This window comes from Ruegeria sp. YTSA168 (assembly GCF_059610045.1).
The window spans coordinates 1-22,253 of sequence record NZ_JBXWMW010000024.1 but is presented as its reverse complement, the minus strand read 5'-3'; the positions used below and the strand labels follow the sequence as shown (position 1 = coordinate 22,253).

General features: G+C 56.4%; 20 protein-coding genes. 18 read left to right on the top strand and 2 right to left on the bottom strand.

Going from position 1 to position 22,253, the window contains the following annotated elements; genetic code table 11:
* Positions 1-155: 155 nt before the first annotated feature.
* Entirely contained in the window at positions 156-1,217 is a 1,062-nt protein-coding gene (locus tag AC2FFE_RS20570) for a LacI family DNA-binding transcriptional regulator (RefSeq protein WP_496847577.1), read from the bottom strand.
* Between the two features lie 127 nt (positions 1,218-1,344).
* Here AC2FFE_RS20570 and AC2FFE_RS20565 point away from each other — a divergent pair, with 127 nt between their 5' ends.
* The 18 genes from AC2FFE_RS20565 (at position 1,345) to AC2FFE_RS20480 (ending at position 21,109) form a co-directional block, all read left to right on the top strand.
* Positions 1,345-2,850 (top strand): sugar ABC transporter ATP-binding protein, encoded by a 1,506-nt coding sequence (locus AC2FFE_RS20565; RefSeq protein ID WP_496821105.1) that lies wholly within the window; start codon positions 1,345-1,347, stop codon positions 2,848-2,850.
* An 11-nt stretch (positions 2,851-2,861) separates the two neighbouring features.
* Positions 2,862-3,881, top strand: a complete 1,020-nt coding sequence (locus tag AC2FFE_RS20560) for an ABC transporter permease (RefSeq protein WP_496821106.1) — start codon at positions 2,862-2,864, stop codon at positions 3,879-3,881.
* 20 nt (positions 3,882-3,901) lie between these two features.
* Positions 3,902-4,948, top strand: a complete 1,047-nt coding sequence (locus AC2FFE_RS20555; protein ID WP_496821107.1) for a substrate-binding domain-containing protein — start codon at positions 3,902-3,904, stop codon at positions 4,946-4,948.
* Positions 4,949-5,067: 119 nt separating this feature from the next.
* Entirely contained in the window at positions 5,068-5,829 is a 762-nt protein-coding gene (locus tag AC2FFE_RS20550) for an ATP-binding cassette domain-containing protein (protein WP_496821109.1), read from the top strand.
* Positions 5,830-5,840: 11 nt separating this feature from the next.
* Positions 5,841-6,968: an ABC transporter permease gene (locus AC2FFE_RS20545; protein WP_496847575.1), complete on the top strand. Its 1,128-nt coding sequence runs from the start codon at positions 5,841-5,843 to the stop codon at positions 6,966-6,968.
* A gap of 83 nt (positions 6,969-7,051) precedes the next feature.
* A complete protein-coding gene (locus tag AC2FFE_RS20540) occupies positions 7,052-8,203 on the top strand; it encodes a substrate-binding domain-containing protein (protein WP_496821111.1) in 1,152 nt (383 codons plus the stop codon).
* A 130-nt stretch (positions 8,204-8,333) separates the two neighbouring features.
* Positions 8,334-9,296, top strand: a complete 963-nt coding sequence (locus tag AC2FFE_RS20535; protein ID WP_496821113.1) for a YncE family protein — start codon at positions 8,334-8,336, stop codon at positions 9,294-9,296.
* Positions 9,293-10,297 (top strand): 4-hydroxythreonine-4-phosphate dehydrogenase PdxA, encoded by a 1,005-nt coding sequence (locus AC2FFE_RS20530; protein ID WP_496821114.1) that lies wholly within the window; start codon positions 9,293-9,295, stop codon positions 10,295-10,297. The genes AC2FFE_RS20535 and AC2FFE_RS20530 overlap by 4 nt, the downstream gene beginning before the upstream one ends.
* A 10-nt stretch (positions 10,298-10,307) precedes the next feature.
* Positions 10,308-11,483 carry an L-rhamnonate dehydratase gene (locus tag AC2FFE_RS20525; protein ID WP_496847573.1) on the top strand — a complete coding sequence of 392 codons (1,176 nt, stop codon included), beginning with the start codon at positions 10,308-10,310 and terminating at the stop codon, positions 11,481-11,483.
* 3 nt (positions 11,484-11,486) lie between these two features.
* Entirely contained in the window at positions 11,487-12,395 is a 909-nt protein-coding gene (locus AC2FFE_RS20520) for a dihydrodipicolinate synthase family protein (RefSeq protein WP_496847571.1), read from the top strand.
* A 1-nt stretch (position 12,396) separates the two neighbouring features.
* Positions 12,397-13,899, top strand: coding sequence for an aldehyde dehydrogenase (NADP(+)) (locus AC2FFE_RS20515; protein ID WP_496821118.1), 1,503 nt, complete (start codon positions 12,397-12,399; stop codon positions 13,897-13,899).
* Positions 13,900-13,959: 60 nt separating this feature from the next.
* Positions 13,960-15,000, top strand: coding sequence for a LacI family DNA-binding transcriptional regulator (locus AC2FFE_RS20510; RefSeq protein WP_496821119.1), 1,041 nt, complete (start codon positions 13,960-13,962; stop codon positions 14,998-15,000).
* 91 nt (positions 15,001-15,091) lie between these two features.
* The gene (locus AC2FFE_RS20505) at positions 15,092-16,180 is read left to right on the top strand and encodes an ABC transporter ATP-binding protein (protein ID WP_496821120.1); all 1,089 of its coding nucleotides are present in this window, start codon (positions 15,092-15,094) and stop codon (positions 16,178-16,180) included.
* A 31-nt stretch (positions 16,181-16,211) separates the two neighbouring features.
* Entirely contained in the window at positions 16,212-17,543 is a 1,332-nt protein-coding gene (locus AC2FFE_RS20500) for an ABC transporter substrate-binding protein (RefSeq protein ID WP_496821122.1), read from the top strand.
* A gap of 83 nt (positions 17,544-17,626) precedes the next feature.
* Positions 17,627-18,553 (top strand): carbohydrate ABC transporter permease, encoded by a 927-nt coding sequence (locus AC2FFE_RS20495; RefSeq protein WP_353012822.1) that lies wholly within the window; start codon positions 17,627-17,629, stop codon positions 18,551-18,553.
* A gap of 5 nt (positions 18,554-18,558) precedes the next feature.
* Entirely contained in the window at positions 18,559-19,431 is an 873-nt protein-coding gene (locus tag AC2FFE_RS20490) for a carbohydrate ABC transporter permease (protein ID WP_170537286.1), read from the top strand.
* Between the two features lie 59 nt (positions 19,432-19,490).
* Positions 19,491-20,171: a cytochrome b561 domain-containing protein gene (locus AC2FFE_RS20485; protein ID WP_496821123.1), complete on the top strand. Its 681-nt coding sequence runs from the start codon at positions 19,491-19,493 to the stop codon at positions 20,169-20,171.
* On the top strand, positions 20,171-21,109 hold the full coding sequence (locus tag AC2FFE_RS20480) for an SMP-30/gluconolactonase/LRE family protein (RefSeq protein ID WP_496847569.1): 939 nt from the start codon (positions 20,171-20,173) through the stop codon (positions 21,107-21,109). Before AC2FFE_RS20485 ends, AC2FFE_RS20480 begins: the two co-directional genes overlap by 1 nt.
* Positions 21,110-21,193: 84 nt before the next feature.
* Here AC2FFE_RS20480 and AC2FFE_RS20475 read toward each other — a convergent pair whose 3' ends face one another.
* A complete protein-coding gene (locus AC2FFE_RS20475) occupies positions 21,194-21,877 on the bottom strand; it encodes an IS6 family transposase (protein WP_496821126.1) in 684 nt (227 codons plus the stop codon).
* Between the last annotated feature and the right edge of the window lie 376 nt (positions 21,878-22,253).

Here is a 22,253-nt window from a genome sequence, read left to right as displayed (position 1 = left end):
CAATTTGCCCAACTGGCAGGGGAATAGACCCGCCTGCGCGATATCATCAGCCTTCAAAGAAAATTGCGACAGAACCAGTCATTCACCCGATAGCCACCAGACCGTCAACCGCCAAAAGTTTGCAACAGAGCCCCTTGCGCCACCTAGCTGGCTATTCACAACTTACCCATTCGGTCTATTTTTTTCTTTCGTACCGTACTCCCAGGAATAAGCCTAAACCCGACATCTGTAGTGGACTTGACTGGTTCGCCGTTGATTTGGGCCAGAACCATCTCGGCCGCAATCTGGCCAATCTTGAGATGGGGAACTGCAATAGAAGTCAACCGATAAGGTTGAATCGCCGAAATTGGCAAGTCACCCCATCCCGCAATTCCGATATCGTCGGGAATACTCAACCCGATCTTCTGCGCATATTGCAGCCCGCCGATCGCCATATTGTCGTTTTGGTAGAAGATGACCTCAACGTCGCGATGGGCTGCCAACAATTGTTCCGTGCCGTAGAACCCGGTGTAGAACCCCGGCGTGTCTTTGAGCAGCAACTGCTTTTCCAGCCGCCCGTTTGCATCTTCGATCGCTTTTGAAAATCCGTGAAGACGTGCCGTCGCCGCGTTGGCCACGTCATGCGATGTGCCGACATAGCCGAATTTTTGATACTCCATTCCAGCCAAATAGCGACCCATGCTGTAGCCGCTGTCAAAGTGGTTGAGCCCCACGCACATGTCCAACGGGCTTGAATTGAAATCCCAGATTTCGACCAACGGGATACCCGCGCCGCGCAGCATCTGGATCGCTTTTTGGCTGTGCGAGCGACCTGTGATAATCAGCCCGGCAGGTTGCCAGGACAGTACGGTCTCGATCCATTTTTCCTCATGGTCGATTTCATGCTCGGTGAGGCCCAAAACGGTTTGGTGGCCGAACGCACCAAGTTTGCGATCTATGCCTTCCAGCACCTGGGCGAAGATTTCATTGCCCAGTTCCGGGATGCTGACGCCGACAAAAGTCGACTTTTTGTCACCGGCAAAAACCGTTGCCAAACGATTCGGCAGATACCCCAACCTGTCCACTTCGGCCATTACTTTGGCACGCGTTTTTTCCGAGAAACCGCCTTCATCCCGTAAGACTCGACTGGCAGTCATCTTCGAAACGCCTGCAGCCTTTGCCACTTCCGCGAGGCTCACCTTGTTGTTTTTACTTATTTTATCAGGGTCACTGCTCATTTACGTTACGGGTAACTCTTTTTTGTTGACATTCGTATGGCCTGTGCGAATGCTAGCGTAACGTTACGGGTAACTCAATACGATGTTGAGGAGCATTGGAGTTACCCAGATCTGGGAGGAGGCAGCTGTGCCTAGCACTGCGCAAAACAATTTGTTCTTCGACGGGATAAAGAAGCATTTTGGCGGCACCTATGCGCTGCGGGATGTTTCCCTGAATGTCGAGCGCGGTGAGATTGTAGCCCTCCTGGGCGAAAACGGGGCAGGCAAATCGACCCTCATCAAAATCCTTGGCGGCATTCACAAAGCGGATGAAGGGCGGGTTCTGATCAACGGCCAACCCTATGAACATCGCCCGGGCGGATTTGGTGAACGCCAGTCCGTCGCCTTTATCCACCAGGATTTGGGCATGATCGAATGGATGACAGTGGCCGAGAACATCGCGCTGGCCTTGGGCTATTCTCGAAAGAGTGGGTTGATCAACTGGAAGTCGGTCGACAGCTTTGCGCAGGAGGCCTTGGACAAGGTGGGATGTGAATTCGATCCGACCACACGGGTTCAGGACTTGTCACGCACCGAGAAATCTCTTGTCGCAATCGCGCGTGCGCTGGCGGTGGATTGCGACTATCTTGTTCTGGATGAGCCAACGGCGTCTCTCCCAGCAGATGAGGTTGAGAGGCTGTTTGAGGCGCTACGCCCATTGAAAGAGCAGGGCGTCGGCATGATTTACGTGTCTCATCGGTTGGATGAGATTTTTCAGATTGCCGACCGGGTTGCTGTTCTGCGGGATGGCGAGATGGTGGGTCTGCGCAGCATCGACCATACCACACCGGAAGAACTGGTTTACATGATTGTTGGCCGCAAGACGCGGCAGGTGATGAAGCCGGACATCCCGCCAGGCGATACGCTGCTTGAGGTGTCCGGATTGAATATGGAAGCGGCGCATAATGTCAGCTTTCAACTGCAGACCAATGAGATCGTCGGTCTTGTGGGACTGCGCGGCGCAGGGCATGAGAACGTATCGCGCGCGCTGTTCGGGTCGGAAGGGTTTAGCGGCCAGATAAACCTGCATGGTGAAACGCCTGACCTGAGCTCGCCGCAAACTGCAATGGCGTCCGGGATCGGCCTGGTGGCGCGGGACAGAACCGAAGAATCTGTCGCCATGTCGCTGACGATCCGTGAGAATACATTCCTCAATCCTGCGGCCATAGGCCGGTCGTTGCTGTCCTTCATGAGCCATCGGGTTGAAACGGAAAGTGCGGCGCGTATTGGTGCGGATGTGGCTCTGTCTCCAAACGATCAGAGCATGGCGATCGAAAGCTTGTCGGGTGGGAATCAGCAAAAGGTTGTCATCGGGCGTTGGCTTGAAACCAAACGCAAGCTTTTGATTTGTGAAGACCCGACAGCCGGAGTGGATGTTGGTGCCAAGGCAGAAATCTACGCCCTGCTGAACCGCGCCATGGAGGACGGCGTTGGCATCATTGTCGTCTCGACAGACTTTGAGGAAGTCGCGGCCATCTGCCATCGCGCTATTGTCTTCAGTCAGGGGCAGATCGTACGCGAGCTGACCGGCACTGAACTGACTACTGAAAACCTGATACAGGCTGCCTCGGCGTCGAACGCCGTGGCGAGTTAAGGAATACGACTATGCAATCGCTTGAATCCAACGCGCTGGAACCCACCAAGGCCGAGTTGAAAGGTGCCTCGGTCAAAACACGAATCCTGCGGTTTCTGCCGGTTTATGGTCTGGTCCTGCTGACGGGCTTTCTGATCATCCTGTTTTCGATCCTTCTGCCGAACACGTTCCCAACGCTTCTGAACCTACGGGCGATTATCTCGGACAAGGCAATCATTGCGCTTCTGTCATTGGGAGCGATGATACCGATGGCGGCAGGCCGTATCGACCTGACGGTCGGGTATGGGATTGTACTATGGCATGTCCTGGCGATTTCTCTACAGACCTTGTACGGCATTCCGTGGCCGATTGCGGTGGCGATTGTTCTGTTGCTGGGCCTGCTGACTGGTTTCCTGAACGGTCTGCTGGTCGAGGTCGCCAAGATCGACAGCTTTATTGCCACGCTGGGAACAGGCACGGTCCTGTATGCTCTGGCGCTGTGGCACACAGGCGGACGTCAGATGGTCGGCGCGTTGCCGGAGAGTTTCTATGCCATCAACGGCACCTTTGTCTTCGGCCTGCCAATCACCGGGTTTTATGTGCTGGCTATCACTGTCGTGATGTGGCTGATCCTGGAGTACACGCCGATTGGCCGGTATCTCTATGCGATAGGTGCAAACCAGCGCGCCGCGCAGCTGAACGGTATTCCGACGCGAAAATTCGTCATTGGTGCGTTCATGTCATCAGGCCTGATCACCGCCTTTGCGGGCGTGTTGCTGGCGTCGAAATTGCGGATCGGGCAAGCCTCGGTCGGTCTTGAATTCCTGTTACCTGCTTTGGTCGGGGCCTTTCTTGGGTCCACGACCATCAAGCCGGGACGCGTGAATGTTTGGGGAACAGTCGTGGGTGTCGCGATCCTGGCTGTTGGTATCTCGGGCATTCAGCAATTCGGTGGATCCTTTTGGGTCGAGCCGATGTTCAACGGTGTCACGCTTCTGATCGCAATCGGTATCGCCGGTTACGCTCAGCGACGCAAAGGCGCCAAAAAGTAAACAGCATAAGGGAGGAGATTATGCTGAAACGGACTTTCATGGCGGTATCCGCTGCCGCGCTTCTGACCGGTTTGGGATTTCCGGTGACCGCCGAGACGGCGTTTGACGGCCCCACCAGCGGACCAACAGCCGCAGAGGGTAAATCCATTGTTGTCGTTGCTGGCGACCTCAAAAACGGTGGTATTCTCGGGGTCACCAATGGCGTCGAGGAAGCAGTTGGCACCATTGGCTGGGACGTTCGCGTGCTGGACGGAGCCGGTTCCATTCAGGGGCGGACCGGAGCCATCGGCCAGGCGTTGGCTTTGCAGCCGGACGGCATCATCATCAACGGTTTTGACGCTGTCGAACAGCAAGCCGCACTGGAAGGTGTTGTCAGTGCAGGCATTCCAATGGTCGCCTGGCATTCCGGTCCAAAGATCGGATGTGACGCACCCGGCGGCATCTTTGCCAATGTTTCAACCGACGCCATGACGGTGTCCGAGGTGGCTGCCGAATGGGCCATGGAAGACGGCGGCGACGGGGTCGGCGCGATAATCTTCACCGACTCGACCTATCAGATCGCCATCGATAAGGCCGATCGGATCAAGGAAACCATCGAAGCGGCGGGCGGTACGGTGCTGGAATATGTCGATACTCCGATCGCCGATACATCGGCCCGAATGGGACCTTTGACCACGAGCCTGCTGCAGAAATACGGCGACCAGTGGACACACGCGCTAGCGATCAACGATCTTTATTTTGACTTCATGGGACCTGCGTTGGCGGCGGCGGGTATCTCGTCCGACGACGGGCCTCAAGCGGGCTCGGCTGGTGATGGTTCCGAGGCTGCCTTCCAGCGGATCCGCAGCGGCAACTATCAGACCATCACCGTGGCCGAGCCGCTGAATCTGCAAGGCTGGCAATTGGTAGATGAGTTGAACCGCGCCATTCAGGGCGAGGCGTGCTCTGGCTATGTCACGTCGCCCGCACTGGTGACCGAGGAAGGTCTGGCAAAGCTGGGCGACAGCAATCAGTTCGACCCGGACAGCCCTTATCGCGAAGCCTACGCAATGATCTGGGGCAAGTAACCGATCTGGTGGTCCTTGCCTGAATTGGCGAGGGCCCCGCTCGAAAAGATGACACAACGCAAAGCCAACTCAGCGGTCTTTCAACCGCCATGGCGGAGCTTTGTGCAAAGGAGGAAACCATGAGCGATCAGCCATTGGTTCAAATGCAAGGAATAACAAAACGCTTTGGCGGGGTGACCGCGCTGCAGGATGTAGACCTGACGGCCTATGCGGGCGAGGTACTTGCCATTGTTGGCGACAACGGGGCAGGCAAGTCCACCCTGATCAAGATTCTGACCGGTGTGTACCAACCGACCGAAGGTCATATTCTGTTGGATGGAAAGCCGTTGGAAATGGCCAGCCACTCTGACGCAATCGCCAACGGGATTGATGCCGTCTACCAGACGCTTGCGCTGGCAGATCACCTGTCTCCGGCGGCCAACATGTTTCTGGGCAATGAGCTTACCACAAACGTGTTCGGCATTCCGTTTCTAGACAACAAACGCATGAAGTCCGAGGCCGCACGGGTGCTGGAAGAACGGCTCGGCGTCCGGCTTCGGTCGATGGATGTGATGACTGAAAGCCTCTCGGGTGGTCAGCGGCAGGCCGTTGCGATTTCACGTGCGGTGTATCACGAAGATCTGCGCTTGTTGGTCATGGACGAACCCACGGCAGCTTTGGGTCCGCAGGAAACCGCGCGGACGCTGAAACTGATCAAGACGCTGCGCGAACAGGGTCTTGCCGTGATCCTGATTTCGCATTCGCTGGATGACGTCTTTGAGGTCGCGGACCGCGTGCATGTGCAGCGCCGTGGCCGCGCGGCTGGCGTCGTCAAAACTGCGGAAAGTTCCGTTCAAGATGTTCTGGGCCTGATCGTCGGTGCCCGGGATGCGGCCGCGTGAAGGAGAACGACATGTCCGCAGCAATGACAAACCCAGACCAGAGAACCATCATGGACCGGCTTGAGCCGTATCTGGCTTTCATCGGCCCAATGGTTATGATTTTGGCGATCCTTCTCTTTATGGGCATCGCCGAACCGGCGCGGTATTTCCGCCTGACCAACCTCAACCTGATCCTGCTGGATGCCGCGCTTTATATGCCGATGGCGATGGCAATGACCTTCGTCATTACCCAGCGCGGGATCGACCTGTCGATTGGGTCCATCGCGGCTTTGTCCGCGATCCTGATGGCCTTTCTGGTCAAGCAATACGGGTTTCCGGCCTGGGTCGCGGTGCCTTTGTCCATTGTTCTCGGCGCGTTGATGGGGCTGATCAACGGTTTGGTCATCACCCGGTTCAAGGTGCCGGACCTGATCGGCACGCTGGCCATGGACCTTGTGTATCGCGGTCTGGCACTGGTGATTGCCAAGGGGCTGGTATTGGCCCGTTTCCCCGACCTGATCACTGAAATTGGGCGCGGTCAGATTCCCGGTTTCATTCCGGTTCCGGTGGTTCTGGGTCTGATCACCATGGCGATTGGTTATGTCGTGCTGACCCGCACCTATTTCGGGCGCTACACGATTGCCATTGGCTCGAACCCGGAAGCCAGTGAAATGACCGGCGTGGCCGTCGATCGCCACAAGATCTATGCCTATGTGCTGATGGGTGCGGCGGCGGCGATGGCGGGTGTCATGCTGACCGGTAAGCTGAACGCCATTCAGGCGACCTCGGCCCCGTATTTCAACCTGCATGTCATCGCGGCGGTTGTGGTGGGCGGCACCTCGCTGTTCGGCGGGCGCGCCTCGATGCTGGGGTCGCTGGCCGGTGTTCTGCTTCTGTCGATGATGATCAACGCGTTGGTCACGCTGCGGATCGAATTCTTCTGGCAGTCGGTTGCCTCGGGCGTCGTGATTGTCAGTTCGGTCGCGCTCTACACATGGATGCAAAAGAAAGATCGCGATGGCGCACGCAGCCTGCTGGCCGGGCTGCGCACCAAAGAAGCGCAGAAACTGATACGTTTCTCCGCCGCGTTGATCGGAGCACTGATGCTGTTGCTGGCCCTCGGGGCCGGGCTGGCAACCGAGCCTGCGCCAAGCGGCTAAGGCAATAAAGGTGGTGCGCCGGGAGGTAGGAGTCCCTGCGCACCTGCAAGACCCCACAATGTTCGCGAAAGGGAGGACTTACCGTGAAACAATTCAACAAAGCACTACTGACGACAAGCGCGTTTTGCATGTGTGCCACTGCGGCCTTTGCCGACGGGCACGGAAAACTGCCGCTGAAAGAGCTGCCGGGCATCGAAGAGCGCGACTATTGGGTTCCCGGTGAGGTGAATGCCGATGGCAAGCTGGAAGCATTGCAAGCCGTGACGGGGGCCGAGGCGGTCAAGTACTCGGGCGCGCAGGACGGGCCGCTGCAGATCGCGCTGATTTACCCCTCTGCCGACACGTCGGATTTCTGGGCGCGCAACTATCTGGCGATGACTAAGCGTCTGGACGAGTTGGGTATCGAATTCGAGACCACCGAGTTCGCCAGCCGTCAGATCGAACACAGCCTGCAATCGACCTATGCCAATCAGGTGGTTCAGGATGCGGACCTTTATGACTTTGTCATCTTTGGCCCGTCGGAACTGGCTATTCAGGCGGACAATATCGACAAGATGGCCGGAAATGACGGGTTTGCAACCTTCGTCTGGGCCTTCCACACGCCACCGAAAGAGCTGACAAATCAGCCGGATGCCTGGTTCGATTTCAGCTCAGCCGCCGGTGCTCTGACCATGTGCGACTATATGCTGGAACGGCTGGGCAGTGACGTCACGATGGCGATGAACCGCGGAATTCCTGGCATTACCGACGACCAGCGTTCAGGTGATTTCAAGGCCTGCGTCGAAGAGAAAGGGAACTGGACCACCGTTTATGAGCACTACGGTGAGTACCAGCGCGAAGGCGGATTTGAGGGCACCAGCTTGATCCTGCAAGCCTACCCCGAAGCCACGATCATCCATAACGCCAACACCGCGATGGCGATGGGGTCAGTCGAAGCACAGGTTGCAGTTGGCAAAGAGAAAGACGTGTTCTCAACCGGTTGGGGCGGCACTGGTCTTGAACTGGACGCCATCCGCCGAGGCGAGCTGGACGCGACGCCCATGCGCATGGGTGATGACGTCGGCGCGGCGACAGCCGAAGCGATCAAGGCGCATATGGAGGGCCGCCAGGACGAACTGCCTTTTGTCTTCCTCGGTCGGATCACGGTCGCGCATGACCAAATGAGCACCGAAGAACTGGATGCACTGGAACAGGAAGCGTTCCGGTTTTCGGGTGTTGGCGCGCTAGAGCGCTAAACGGGCTGGGCGGGGAACCCCGCCCATACCCACGGTTCAAACCGAATTGGGGATTGACGTTTGCTTGTGCGGTTAATAACGATGTGACCGGTCACATAAGAAAAAAAGTTGATGTGGAAAGGGATCCAAGATGGCGCAATCCATGATGCTGATCGAAAAATGCAGCCATTGCGTAAGCTGGTACGATATTGAAACAGGTGCCCGTCAGGGTCGTTTGGATCTGCCGCATTTCCCCCATGAGTTCGTGGTCGATGACGATTTTCACTATGCCTATGTCGGACACTACGGTGTGCAGAATTCAGGCATCGACGGCACCGATGGCCGCTCGGTCATAGTGATTGATATCCGCAAGCAGGAAATCGTTCACACCTATGATCTGGGCGAGCACGCCCGCCCGCATGGGATCGGTCTTGACGGACAAGGCCGGCTTTATGTGCTTTCGGAATGGACCGGACATCTGCTGGTCAAGGAAAACCCGCGCGCCTTCGATCAGGGCTGGGATCACATCACCCCCACCGGCGGCACCAAATGCCATCTGTTTGCGCTGACCAAAGACGGGCACACGGCCTATTCGATGAACCTGACCTCGGGCGATGTGACGGTGTTCAACCCCTATGATGCATCTGTTGCTCCGATTTCGATCAAGACCGGTCAGAAACCCGAAGGGCGTTGCCTGCGGGAAGAGGCGCAGACGCTCTATACCTCGCAGCGCATTTCCAACACCGTGGCAGTGATCAATACGGACACGTTGGAAATCAAGCGCAGCTTTCCGACGCCAGATGACCCCTGCCGCATCTACTACGATGCGAAACGAAACCGGCTGGTCACGATGAACCACTTCGGCGGGTCGTTTTCCGTCTTTGACGAGGCAACGGGGGAAATGGTGCACGAACAGAAAACACCTGCGAACCCGCTGGCGCTGTGTATCGATGACGAGGCCGCATTCGCCTATATCGCTATTGATTGTGAACAGGTGCAGCGGTTCAACCTCGACACGTTCGAGGTGGTGCAGACCTTTGATACGGGCAAGGAACCGGATGTGATGGTGATCCTGCCCGATGGATTTTCAAAACACTGGGAGACTGCGGCATGACGAAACCGCGCATTGCTATCGTACCCGGCGACCCTTCGGGGATCGGACCGGAACTGATTGCCAAATTGCTGAACCAGGACGGCGTGCAGGAGGCCGCAGATATTGTTCTGGTGGGTGACAGTCACCTCTGGCAGCGCGGCGCGGAACAGGCCGAACTGGATGTGCCGCTAAACACAGTGGATGCGGTGGCAGATCAACCGGGTCTGTCGCATCTTGAGCTCGATACGATTGCACCCGAAGACGTGAAGATCGCAGAGGTCACCGTTGAGGGCGGAACCACATCCCTTCGCTGTCTCGACCAAGCGATGGATCTGGCGATGGCCGGACAGGTCGATGGCATCCTGTTTGGACCGTTCAATAAGGCCGCGATGACAGCGGCAGGCCTGAATGCCGAGGATGAACACCGCTATATGGCGCGCTATATGGGCCATGATGGATACCACTCGGAACTCAACGTTCTGGACGAGCTGATGACAACGCGCGTCACCTCTCACATTGGTCTTAAAGATGTCGCCGCCAATATCACCGAAGACGGAATACTGAAGGCGGTCAATCTGGCCAATGAAACGCTGCGAAAGGCCGGGAAAGCCCGCCCCAACATCGCGGTAGCCGCGCTGAATCCCCATGCCGGCGACAACGGAAAATTCGGGCGGGAAGAGATCGACATTCTGGAGCCCGCCGTGCGCAAAGCACAGCAGAAACAGTTGAACGTGACGGGGCCATGGCCGTCTGACACGGTGTTTCTGAAGGCGCAGCGCGGTGAGGTCGATGCGGTTGTGACCATGTATCACGACCAGGGTCAGATCGCGATCAAGCTGTTGGGGTTTGAGCGCGGCGTGACCGTTGCCGGTGGGTTGCCCATTCCGGTGGCGACCCCGGCCCATGGCACCGCTTTCGATATTGCCGGACAGAACAAGGCCAATCCGGGCGCAACGCGGCAGGCGTTCGACCTGTTGGTGCGTATGGCAAAGACGCATCGCGCAGAACGCTGCGCGGACTGAGGAGACCAAGATGACCAAAATCAAATCCGTGCGCACCCGCGTCTGGAACTGGACCGGGCCGACTGTGCCACCCACCGGCAATTTCTGCACCAATGCATCGGATGTCCTTTGGGACAAGGGCGATGCAATGTCATCGTTCCGGTTCCACCAGTGGCTGACCTGCGAAATTGAGACCGAGGACGGCACCATCGGTATCGGCAATGCTGCGCTTGCGCCCACGGTGGTCAAGAAGGCGATTGATGACTGGTTCGGGCCTATGGTCATCGGCGAAGACCCGTTCGACTATGCTTATCTGTGGGAAAAGATGTACCGGCGCAGTCACGCCTGGGGCCGCAAAGGCATTGGTATGACGGCGATCTCGGCCGTGGATCTGGCGATCTGGGATTTGATGGGCAAACTGGCTGGCAAACCAGTGTTCAAATTGCTGGGCGGTCGCACCAAGGAAAAGATTCCGGTCTATTACTCCAAGCTCTATTCCGGCCCTATTGAGGCTATGCAGGCCGAGGCGGAAGAGGCTAAGAAAAACAACTATCCCGGATACAAGATGCGCTTTGGCTGGGGACCAAAGGACGGCATGGCGGGTATGCGCGAGAACCTCAAACGGGTTGAAGCGGTGCGCGAGGTGATCGGCTACGATGTGGACCTTATGCTGGAATGCTACCAGGGCTGGAACCTCGACTATACCAAGCGGATGCTGCCAAAGCTGGTCCAATATGAACCGCGTTGGCTGGAGGAACCGGTCATTGCTGATGATGTTGAAGGCTATCGCGAGCTCAACGCGATGAACATCGTGCCGATCTCGGGGGGTGAGCACGAGTTTTCGGTCATTGGCTGTAAAGATCTGATCGAGAAAAAAGCCGTCAGCGTCCTGCAATATGATACCAATCGCGTCGGCGGCATCACGGCGGCGCAAAAAATCAACGCCATCGCCGAGGCTTTTCAGGTGCCGGTCATCCCGCATGCGGGCCAGATGCACAATTACCATCTGACCATGGCCAACGCCAACTGCATGATCAGTGAATACTTCCCGGTCTTCGATGTCGAGGTTGGAAATGAGCTGTTCTACTACATCTTCAAAGGCGATCCGGATGCCGTAGACGGAATGCTGGACCTGGATGACAACAAGCCCGGTCTGGGGATCAAGATCACCGACAAGCACCTAAAACATTTTGAGATAACGGAGTAAACCATGACTTACACCGGTATCTGGCCCGTCGCGCCGACGCCGTTCAACGATGACGGCTCGCTTGATCTTGAGGGGATGAAGCGCGTTCTGGATTGTCTGATCGATCAGGGCGCGGACGGGGTTTGCGTTCTGGCCAACTTCTCGGAACAATTCCTTATTTCAGACGAAGAACGTGCAACCCTGACGCGGCTTAGCCTTGAGCATGTCGCCGGTCGCGTGCCGATAATTGTGACGATCAGCCATTTCGCCACTCAGATCGCGGTAGAGCGGGCGAAATTCGCCAAGGAACTGGGCGCGGACATTGTGATGATGATGCCGCCCTATCACGGCGCGCTTCTGAAAGGGAACGCTCAGCAGACATTCGAACAGTTTGCAGCCGTGGGTGAGGTCGGCATTCCGATCATGGTGCAGGACGCGCCCTTGTCGGGCGTCGATCTGCCGGTGCCGCTGCTGGTGCGCATGGCGCAAGAGATCGACATGGTGAAGTTGTTCAAGATCGAATGCCCGCGCGCCGCCAACAAGCTGCGCGCGCTAATCGCGGAAGGCGGTGATGCCATCGAAGCACCCTTTGATGGTGAAGAGGGCATCACCCTGTTGGCCGATCTGGATGCTGGTGCCACAGGATCGATGACCTCGGGCATGATCGTAGATCAGATCAAGCCGGTCCTCACCCATCACCACGCGGGTCGCATTGACGAGGCCACCGCCGCTTATGGACGTGTGGCAATGGCGATCAACCACGAAAACCGCCAATGCGGCTGGCAATCCTGCAAGGCCGCGATGGTCGAAGGCGGCGTGATCCGGTCCGAGTTCTGCCGTCATCCCATAGATCCGCTGCGACCGGCCATCCGGGACCGGTTGATCGACCTTTTGAAACCGTTGGACCCGATGGTCCTGAATTGGGGAAAATAACATGATCCTTGGACAAAACCTGATCGACGGCAAGTGGGTCGGCTCAGACAATTCGCGTGCGTCGGACGATCTGGACGGGCAGAGCTTTGCACAGGCAACGGCTGCGCAGGTGGACGAAGCCTGCAAGGCCGCACGCCGGGACTTTCGCGCTTACTCCGGCAAACTCCAGGCCGAGCGTGCCGCGTTCCTGCGTGCGATTGCGGACCAAATGGATGTGTCGGGGGACGAAATCACACAGACCGGCATGACTGAGACCGGACTGCCCGAGGCGCGTCTTGTGGGCGAGCGTGGCCGCACAACCGGGCAGTTGCGCATGTTTGCCGATCTGATCGAAGAGACCGGATATCTTGATATCCGCAAAGATGGCGCACTTCCTGATCGGACGCCACTCCCCCGTCCTGATCTGCGCCTGACGCACAAAGCCATCGGCCCCGTGGCCGTCTTTGGTGCGTCGAACTTCCCGCTCGCCTTTTCAACGGCGGGCGGGGATACGGCCTCGGCGCTGGCTGCTGGGTGTCCCGTCATCGTCAAGGGGCACAGCGCCCATGCGGGAACCGCCGAGCTTGTGGCGCAAGCCATCGCAAAAGCGATAGAGATGTGCGGCATGCCCTCGGGGACATTCCAGATGGTACAAGGCTCGGGGCGTGAGGTCGGGTCTGCGCTAGTGCAGCATCCTGAAATTCGGGCGGTTGGCTTTACCGGATCGCTGGCCGGGGGGCGTGCCCTCTATGATCAATGCCACGCGCGTCCGCAGCCGATCCCATTCTATGGTGAGCTGGGCTCGGTCAATCCAATGTTCTGCCTGCCTGCCGCAATGGCTGCCCGCGCCGCTGACATCGGGGCGGGGTGGGCCGCGTCGCTGACAATGGGCGCGGGCCAATTCTGCACCAACCCCGGCGTTGCTGTCATGCTGGCCGGGCCTGAGTCTGACGCGCTGGAGTCGGCCTGTGCGGCTGCACTGAATGATACGGCTGAACAGAAGATGCTTACCGATGGAATTCACGAGGCTTTTGAACAAGGCGTCCGGGAGTTCCGCGACCTGATGGTCGAGGTCACGTCTTGCGGGGCGGCAACCGGCAACCGCGCGGCTGTTCCAGCGCTGTTCAAGGTCAGTGCCAAGGAATGGATGGCAAATCCAAAGCTTCAACACGAAGTCTTTGGGGCGGCGGGTATACTCGTGCGCTGTGACTCCATTGACGAGATGCGGGCGGTTGCCGAATGCCTTGAGGGTCAGCTGACCTTGACTCTGCACTTGGATGACGCAGATACAGACCTAGCCAGCAGCCTGATGCCGATGCTGGAAGAAAAGGCAGGCCGTTTGCTGGCCAATGGTTTCCCGACGGGGGTCGAGGTGTGTTCTGCGATGATGCATGGTGGGCCCTATCCGGCAAGCACGGACATTCGCGCCACATCGGTTGGTACTCTGGCCATCGTGCGCTGGCTGCGACCTGTAAGCTATCAGAATATGCCTGCAGCGCTTTTACCCAGCGAATTGCAGGGCTGACGTTGTGAGATTGTGACCGGGAACAAGGTGGTCTAACTTCTGCCCAAAGGCGGTGGTTGCATGACGAACAAGATTCCCGGTCGCACGCATGTCACGATGCGAGACGTCGCCAAAGCGGCAGGCGTTTCGCGGATGACAGTCAGTCGGGCACTGAAGAAAAACAGCCCTATTTCCAAAGAAACCCGCGACCATATCCTGCAAGTCGTCAAGCAGATGAACTATGTACCTGACCAGATGGCAGGATCGCTGACGACCAAGAAATCCGGCTTTGTGGCGGTGCTTTTGCCCTCTCTGAATAACTTGCACTTTGCGTTGACGGTTCAAAGCCTGACGGAAGAGCTGGAAAAGGTGGGTCTTCAACTGCTGCTGGGACACACGGACTATTCGGCGGAGCGCGAAGAGCAGTTGGTTGAAACCATGTTGCGCCGCCGCCCGGAAGCGATCGTTCTCTCATACGACGGTCATACACAGCGCACGCTTGATTTGTTGGCCGACGTATCGGTGCCCATAGTGGAAATCTGGGAAAAACCAAAACATCCCATTGCGCACACGGTTGGGTTCTCGAATTCCAAAGCCGCTTGTGACATGACGACGGCGCTGATTGAGCGCGGCTTCAAGAACATCGTGTTTCTTGGCGAGAGGCAGGATGATTGGACCCGAGGCGCCGCACGCCGGGACGGTTTTGAGCAGGCCATGCGCGGTGCGGGGCTGAACGCCGACGCTCAGATCATGTTGGGAACGCCGCCGCTTACTATCGAAAATGGTGCTGCGGCTGTTGACGTTATTCTGGAACAGTATCCGCAGGTGGAATGCGTGTTTTGCGTATCGGACATGGCTGCCTTTGGCGTTCAGAGCCGTCTTCTGCAAATTGGTAAATCCGTGCCCGAAGATATCTCTGTCGTTGGGTTCGGGAACTTTGAAGTTTCGCGGTTCAGTTCCCCCTCGATTTCCACCGTTGTTGTTGATCCGACCGAGATCGGGCGGCAAACCGGCAAGCTTATTTCGCGCCTTTTGGACGAGGATGAAATCTCAACAGATTCGCCTTGCCACGTAACGCTGACACCGCGCGTAGAGTTTCGCGAAAGCTGCAAGCCCCTTTAAATTTCTAAACCCTTGATGAGAATAAATATAATTTACTATGTGACCGGTCACATAGCTGATATTGTGACCGGTAACAAAGGGTGGAGGAACAATGCCCCGGATACGGTTGGAAGGCCTCGTGAAACGGTACGGGGACTTTGAGGTTCTGCATGGAATTGACCTCGAGATGGAGGAGAACGAGTTCACGGTCTTTGTCGGGCCGTCCGGCTGCGGGAAGTCCACGACACTTCGCATGATCGCCGGGCTTGAGACGGTCTCGGACGGTGAGATTTTCATTGATGAAAAACCGGTCAGCCATTTGGAGCCCAAGGCCCGCGATCTGGCAATGGTGTTTCAGGACTATGCGCTCTATCCGCATCTCGACGTGGCGCGGAACATGTCCTTCGCGTTGCGGCTGCAGAAAGTTCCAAAGGCGGAGATTGACAGGAAGGTGGGCGAGGTCGCCAAGATGCTGGGCCTCACCGAGTATCTGCATCGCAAGCCGGGCGAGTTGTCAGGGGGACAGCGCCAGCGTGTTGCAATGGGGCGGGCGCTGACGCGCGACAGCAGCACCTTTCTGTTCGACGAACCGCTATCCAATCTGGACGCCAAATTGCGCGGGCAGATGCGGGCTGAGCTGGCGCTGATGCGTCAACAGGTGCAGAAAAACATGATCTACGTCACCCACGATCAGATCGAGGCGATGACCCTCGCGGACAGGATCGTCGTGATGCATGGCGGGTACATTCAGCAACAAGGCACACCGGAAGAGCTGTATAAGCGCCCGGCCAACAAGTTTGTCGCCGGGTTCCTCGGATCGCCTCCAATGAACTTTCTGGATGCAACGGTCGAAGATCGAAGCGGCCGGTTGTTCGTAACCGGCGCAGGCTTCGCAATTGGCCTCGGTCAGGACCGTCAGAGAACCCTGTCGAACGCTGACCTGAGCAATGTTATCCTTGGTATCCGGCCTTCTGATCTAAGCTACAATCCGGATGCGCCAGAGACTGCCAGCCTGGATCTCAGGGTCGTTGTTTCGGAATACATCGGCGCGCAATCGGTTCTGATCTGTGACTGCGCAGGTCAAAAAGTTGAGGTCGAACTGAAATCGGACACACCCATCGCTTTGGGTGAAACCCTTCGGTTCGAAGTCAACGCAGACGCAATTCATCTCTTTGATCGCGAAAGGGAGGTCGCCCTTTAACAGCGGCCCAAAACCAGCATGGGAGGAGCAAATGCTGAACTTACTCAAACAAACCGGTGCGGGCGTAGCGGCCCTGACACTGACAGCCGGGTTGGCCATCGCCAATCCCTACGAACCCTACGAAGGCACAACTTTGGTTGTTAACTTCCCAGCCCATCCGCATTTTGATGCGGTCATGCAGGTGCTGCCGAAATTCACGGAAGAAACCGGAATTCGCGTGGAAGTCGATCAGCTTCAGTACCTGAAAATGCGCGAGAAGCAGACACTGGAACTGACCAAAAACAAAGGTGATTATGACCTGATCGCCTATGTGGTGTTTTCCAAGGCTGACTATGTCTATGCCGACCAGTTGGAAAACCTTGCGAAGTACTTTATGAATCCCGCGCTTGCAGATCCGGCCTATGACGCAGATGATCTGATTGATGGCTATGTCGGCAATATTGGTGTCGCGGGCGGCAGCAAAGGATATCTGCCGGGACCTACTGGGTCGCTGTTCGGCATCCCGTTCGGATCAGAGACATCAATCCTTGGGTACCGTAAAGACATCTTCGAAAAGCATGGGCTTGAGGTTCCTGAAACCTACGACGAGTTGCTGGAACTGGCGTGCAAAATACCCGAGCTGGAACCCGGCATGGGTGGCTTGGCATCGCGCGCGGCCTCGGGGCATCACGCATCGCACGCCTACTTACTGCACCTTGCGCCTCTGGGCGGTCGCATCTTCGACGAGAACTGGAACCCGATTATGAACAACGCAGAGGGGGTTAAAGCCGCCGAAGCGTTGAAGACAATTGTCGATTGTGGCGCAGAGGGGGCCGAGACCTTTGGGTTTGCCGAAGCAGGCGCATCTTTCCTGCAGGGCAATTCAGCGATGTTCCTGGACTCCACCGTCTTTGCCGGTCAGGTCAACAACCCTGAAAAGTCAAAGGTCGTGGGCCAAGTCGGCTGGGCTCCGCATCCCGAAGGCGCGCGCCGTGGCAGCCAGACTGGTGGGTTCGGCATTGGTATCCCTACAAACGCCCAGAACAAGGATGCGGCTTTCCTGCTGATGCAGTGGCTCACCTCGAAAGAGGCGGACAAGGCCATCGCGATTGCCGGTGGAAACCCATCCCGGTTCTCGACGCATTCCGACCCGGACGTACTGGCTGAACAACCGCATCTTGAGGTCTTCGGAGAAGCCCTGAAACATGCCGATCCCGACTGGCGTCCGATCATCCCGGTTTGGGGTAAGATCAATGCTGATCTGGGGACAACGCTCAGCCAAGTTCTGACCGAAGACCTTGACATCCAGACAGCGCTGGATGGCGTGGCTGAACGCAGCAAAGCGATCATGGATGATGCCGGTTACTACACCTGGCAGCAATAGGTAACTCATTGGGGCAGCGCCTGAATTCTTGATCGGGCGCTGCCTCCCAAGACAATACTCCAACAAGTCAAAGGGCCACAGTCATGAGCGCTGTTGCACGGGCCAATCGGCTCACCCCTTATCTGTTTCTTGCGCCGGCGGCGATCGTGCTGATCTTCGCGTTGCTTTATCCGATAGGGTATATGATCTACGCCAGTTTCCTTGACTGGAGTCCCAGCCAGCGCATTGGTCAGGCCGAGTTTGTTGGACTAAAGAACTATATCAATCTTCTGCATGACAGTGCGTTCCACGAAAGCTTCTGGGTTACGATCAAATTTGCTTTCATCGTGGTGACGCTGGAGATGGCTCTGGGTGTTGGTCTGGCTTTGCTGCTGGATCGAAACATACGCGGCATGTCCATGCTGCGGACTGTTTTCATTCTGCCCATGATGATCGCCCCCATCGTGGTCGGCCTGATGTGGCGCTATATGTATCACCCGACAGTCGGCATCTTTAACCGCACAATCAAGAGTCTGGGGTTTGACGAAGGTATCCCATGGCTGTCGGACAGCACGTGGTCGTTTATTGCGGTCGTGATTGCCGATGTCTGGCAGTGGACACCCTTTATTTTCATTCTCGCGCTGGCGGCCATGCAGTCGCTGCCACGGTCCGCATTGGAAGCTGCCGAGATCGACGGTGCAAGCGAATGGCAGAAGATCACAATGATCAAGATACCGCTGATGATGCCGGTTTTGATTGTGACCCTGCTGTTGCGCCTGATTGATGCGTTCAAAGTGCTTGAGGTCATTCTAGTTCTGACCAATGGCGGCCCTGGCCTGTCTACCGAGATCATTGCCTTGCGTATCTTCCGCACCGCTCAGGAGTTTCAGGAACTGGGTGAGGCCGCAGCGATGTCGAATGTCCTGTTGCTGATGCTGATGGGGCTGACCGTGGGGATGTTCATGTACACCAAGGTTCAAGAAGCGCGGGCCGCCAGAATGCGTGCCGCCGCCGAACAAACGGAAAGCTGAAGATCATGGCTATTCAGACCGAAAAACAAAATCCGGCTTTCTATGCTTTACTTGCTGCGCTGGTTGTCATGTCAGCTGGGCCAATCCTTTTGATGCTGGCGACGTCCTTCAAAATGAATGTCGACATATACGATGAAAGTGTGTCGGCCTTTTTCTTCACACCAACGATCAGGAACTATGAAACGGTCTTGTGCGACGTGCTGTGGTACAACCCGGATCACGTGCAGTATTGCGATCCGACCTTCGGCCGCGCCCTGCGCAACTCTCTGATCGTGGCGACAATCTCGACAGGTATTACCCTTTTGATTGGCTGTATGGCGGCATACGCTCTGGTCCGGTTTCGCTTTATGGGCCGTGGTGCGGTTTCGATGACAACGCTGATGATGCGGATGGTCCCGCCAGCCGTATTGCTGGTACCAGTATTTGGCATCTGGACGTTTCAGTATCACCTTGATCAATCCTATGCAGGTATCATCCTCGTCTACACTGCAATGAACCTGCCCTTTGTTATCTGGATATTGCAGAGTTTCATCGTACAGGTTCCGATCCAGTTGGAAGAAGCGGCGCGTATGGACGGTGCCAATCCTTTTCAGGTGTTCTATCTGGTGGTACTGCCCATCATCAAACCGGGCCTTGCCGCTGCCGCGATCTTCACCTTCCGCATCGCCTGGAATGAGTTCCTTTTGGCCAATGCCCTGCTTGGCAGATCGACGCGGACAGTGCCCGTCACAATCGTGAACTCGATCACGGAATATGACATTGACTGGGGTGTGATCATGGCCACGGGCATGTTGCTGGCCGTACCGCCGATCATTTTCACATTTGTGGCTTCGCGGCAGATCATCACCGGTATGACAGCGGGAGCGGTGAAGGGCTGATGATCGATTGGCTGCTTTCACCTATCGACTCAACGCGAGGACATGACGTTGGATTCCTCGTGTCTTGGCATGCTCGGTGCATGGTGATCGCCTGGGGTGTGATCTGTCCAGCCGCGGTCTTGGCAGCACGTTACTTCAAGATCCTGCCGGGTCAGAATTGGCCGCATGAGCTGGATAATCGGTTCTGGTGGTTGTGCCACTGGAAAGGGCAGACCTTTGCCTATGTATTGTCACTCGTTGGGGTTGGACTTGTCCTCGCCAACACAGGAGAGCGCCCTGACGCTTGGCTGCATGCGACCCTGGGCTATACGGTTATTGGTCTGGGAACGGCACAGGTTGTTTTGGGCGTCTTTCGAGGCAGCAAGGGGGGCCCCACGGCACCAGCAAGCGATGGCAGCCTGTCCGGCGATCACTACGATATGACAGCATGGCGAGTCGCGTTTGAGCATATTCACCGCGTGTTGGGATATCTTGCGCTGCTTCTGGCGGCACTCGCGATCCTCAGCGGGCTTTGGTCGTCGAACGCGCCGCGCTGGATGTGGATTATGATCGCCGGATATTGGTTTCTTTTGATTGCCGTTGCCATTTTCCTGCAACGCTCTGGCCGGGCCCATGATACATATCAGGCAATTTGGGGGCCTGACCCATCATTGCCAGGTAACAGAAGAGCAAAAATGGGATGGGGTACTGTCCGGCCCGGCGACCAATTGGAAATCCCCTCAAGCGAAGGAGCAGAATAGTGTTTGGCGTTTTGGAAGGCACCGGGTTTGAGGTCATCGAAAAAGAGTTTGAAAGTTGTTTCATCGGGCATGCCCGCGTTGAAAGACTGTGGACAGGTGCGCGCTGGACGGAAGGACCTGCCTGGTTTGCTGCTGGCCGCTATCTCGTGTGGTCCGATATTCCCAACAATCGGATGATGCGTTGGGATGATACGGATGGTTCGGTGTCGGTGTTCCGCGAGCCTGCGAACAACTCCAATGGCCATACGGTTGATGGGCAGGGACGTTTGGTTTCCTGCGAGCATTTGACCCGCCGGGTGACCCGCACAGAACATGATGGATCGATCATCGTTCTAGCAGATGCTTGGGGAGGCAAGCGGCTCAATTCTCCGAACGACGTGGTTGTCAGATCAGATGGCTCAATCTGGTTCACCGATCCGTCTTACGGCATCATGATGGACTATGAAGGAGAGCGCGCCGAAAGCGAGATTGGTGCCTGCCATGTTTATCGTATCGATCCCGACACGAGAGAGGTGACAGCGGTCGCGACAGATTTTGTGAAACCAAACGGTCTGGCCTTTTCACATGACGGCAAGACGCTCTTTGTGGCTGATACTGGTGGTACTCATAAACCGGGTGGTCCGGCGCATGTCCGCAAGTTCTCGGTTAGCGATGATGGGAAATCTCTCTCCGGAGGCGATGTTTTTGCCGAATGTACAAACGGGTTTTTTGACGGGTTTCGGCTGGACCGAGATGGCCGCATTTGGAGCTCAGCCGCCGACGGCGTGCATTGCATCAATTCCCAAGGAATTTTGATCGGGAAAGTGCATATTCCTGAGATTGTCTCGAATGTCTGCTTTGGTGGCGCGAAGCTCAATCGGCTCTTTGTAACGGCGACCAGCTCGCTCTATTCAGTTTTCTTGAATGTGAATGGAGGAAGGTTGAGCCTCCCCAATTGAACTGGTCCACCGTTATTGTCACTGTACCGGTTCTGTCGCAAAAATTTTTTGGATGGCGGAGCATCTGTGGAATTGATTAGCAGTTTAACCCGCCAGCTGGATAAACTGCTGAAACGGACGGAGTCCGGGCGTGAATTGACCTTTGCGGATCATGTTGACCAGTTCTATGCCTGCCAGGACAGATGCGGCTGAAGCGAAAGATTTGAAGCCCAGCATGGGTCTGATCCTTCGTTTGATGAAGCGGTGATCCTGTTCAATGATGTTATTGAGGTATTTCCGCCTGACCATCTCAATCGGGATTGGACAACCAAAGCTCTTGAGCATCTTATTGATTGCCTTGATGCCGGCCGTGTTGGCACCACTTTTGTCGATGACAATCTTGCGCGGTAGACCGTTTACCTCAAGCGCGCGGGCAAAAAACCTCGTCGCAGCGGCTTTGTTCCGGCGCTCGGATAGCATGAAATCAAGGGTCTTGCCGTGTTTGTCGATGGCGCGATAGAGATAAACCCATTCACCCTTCACTTTCACATATGTCTCATCCATGCGCCACGAACGGTCTGTGGGACGCTTTCTATACCGCGCTGCGTCCGCAATGAGCACAGCATATCGGCTGACACAGCGGTTCAGTGTTGCATGATCCAGATTAACGCCGCGTTCCGCCATGATTTCTTCCAGATCCCGGTATGAAACACCGTAGCGTAGGTAGAAGAAAACCGCGTGCAAAATCACGTCTTTCGGAAAATGCGCACCCTTAAATGAGATCGTCACGGTTTGCTCCTGTCATATTCCAGCCCGCGTTAACAGAATGGCGTTCGATCTGACAGGTGGGGACGGAGTTTGCGACAGAACCGGGCAGATTGACCGCCAAGCGGCGTTACTGGATTGCCTGAGTCTTGATCTCAGTTCTGTGTCTTTGGGCAATTTAGCCTGGCCGAATTGAGTATCGGCGGGTGTTATGTTGGCTAGGCTTGAGGAGCTACTATTTGGCCACGGCTTTCCGGGAGGATTTGGGAATTGTCTTAACTCGATTTCGAATTAGCCCCGGATTGGACACACGCAGAAGGGGCGTAATTTTCAATTATGTGAAGTCTTCACATCCACACCCTGATACAGTGCGAAGAGGGGCGCCGCCGGCCTGGTTCAC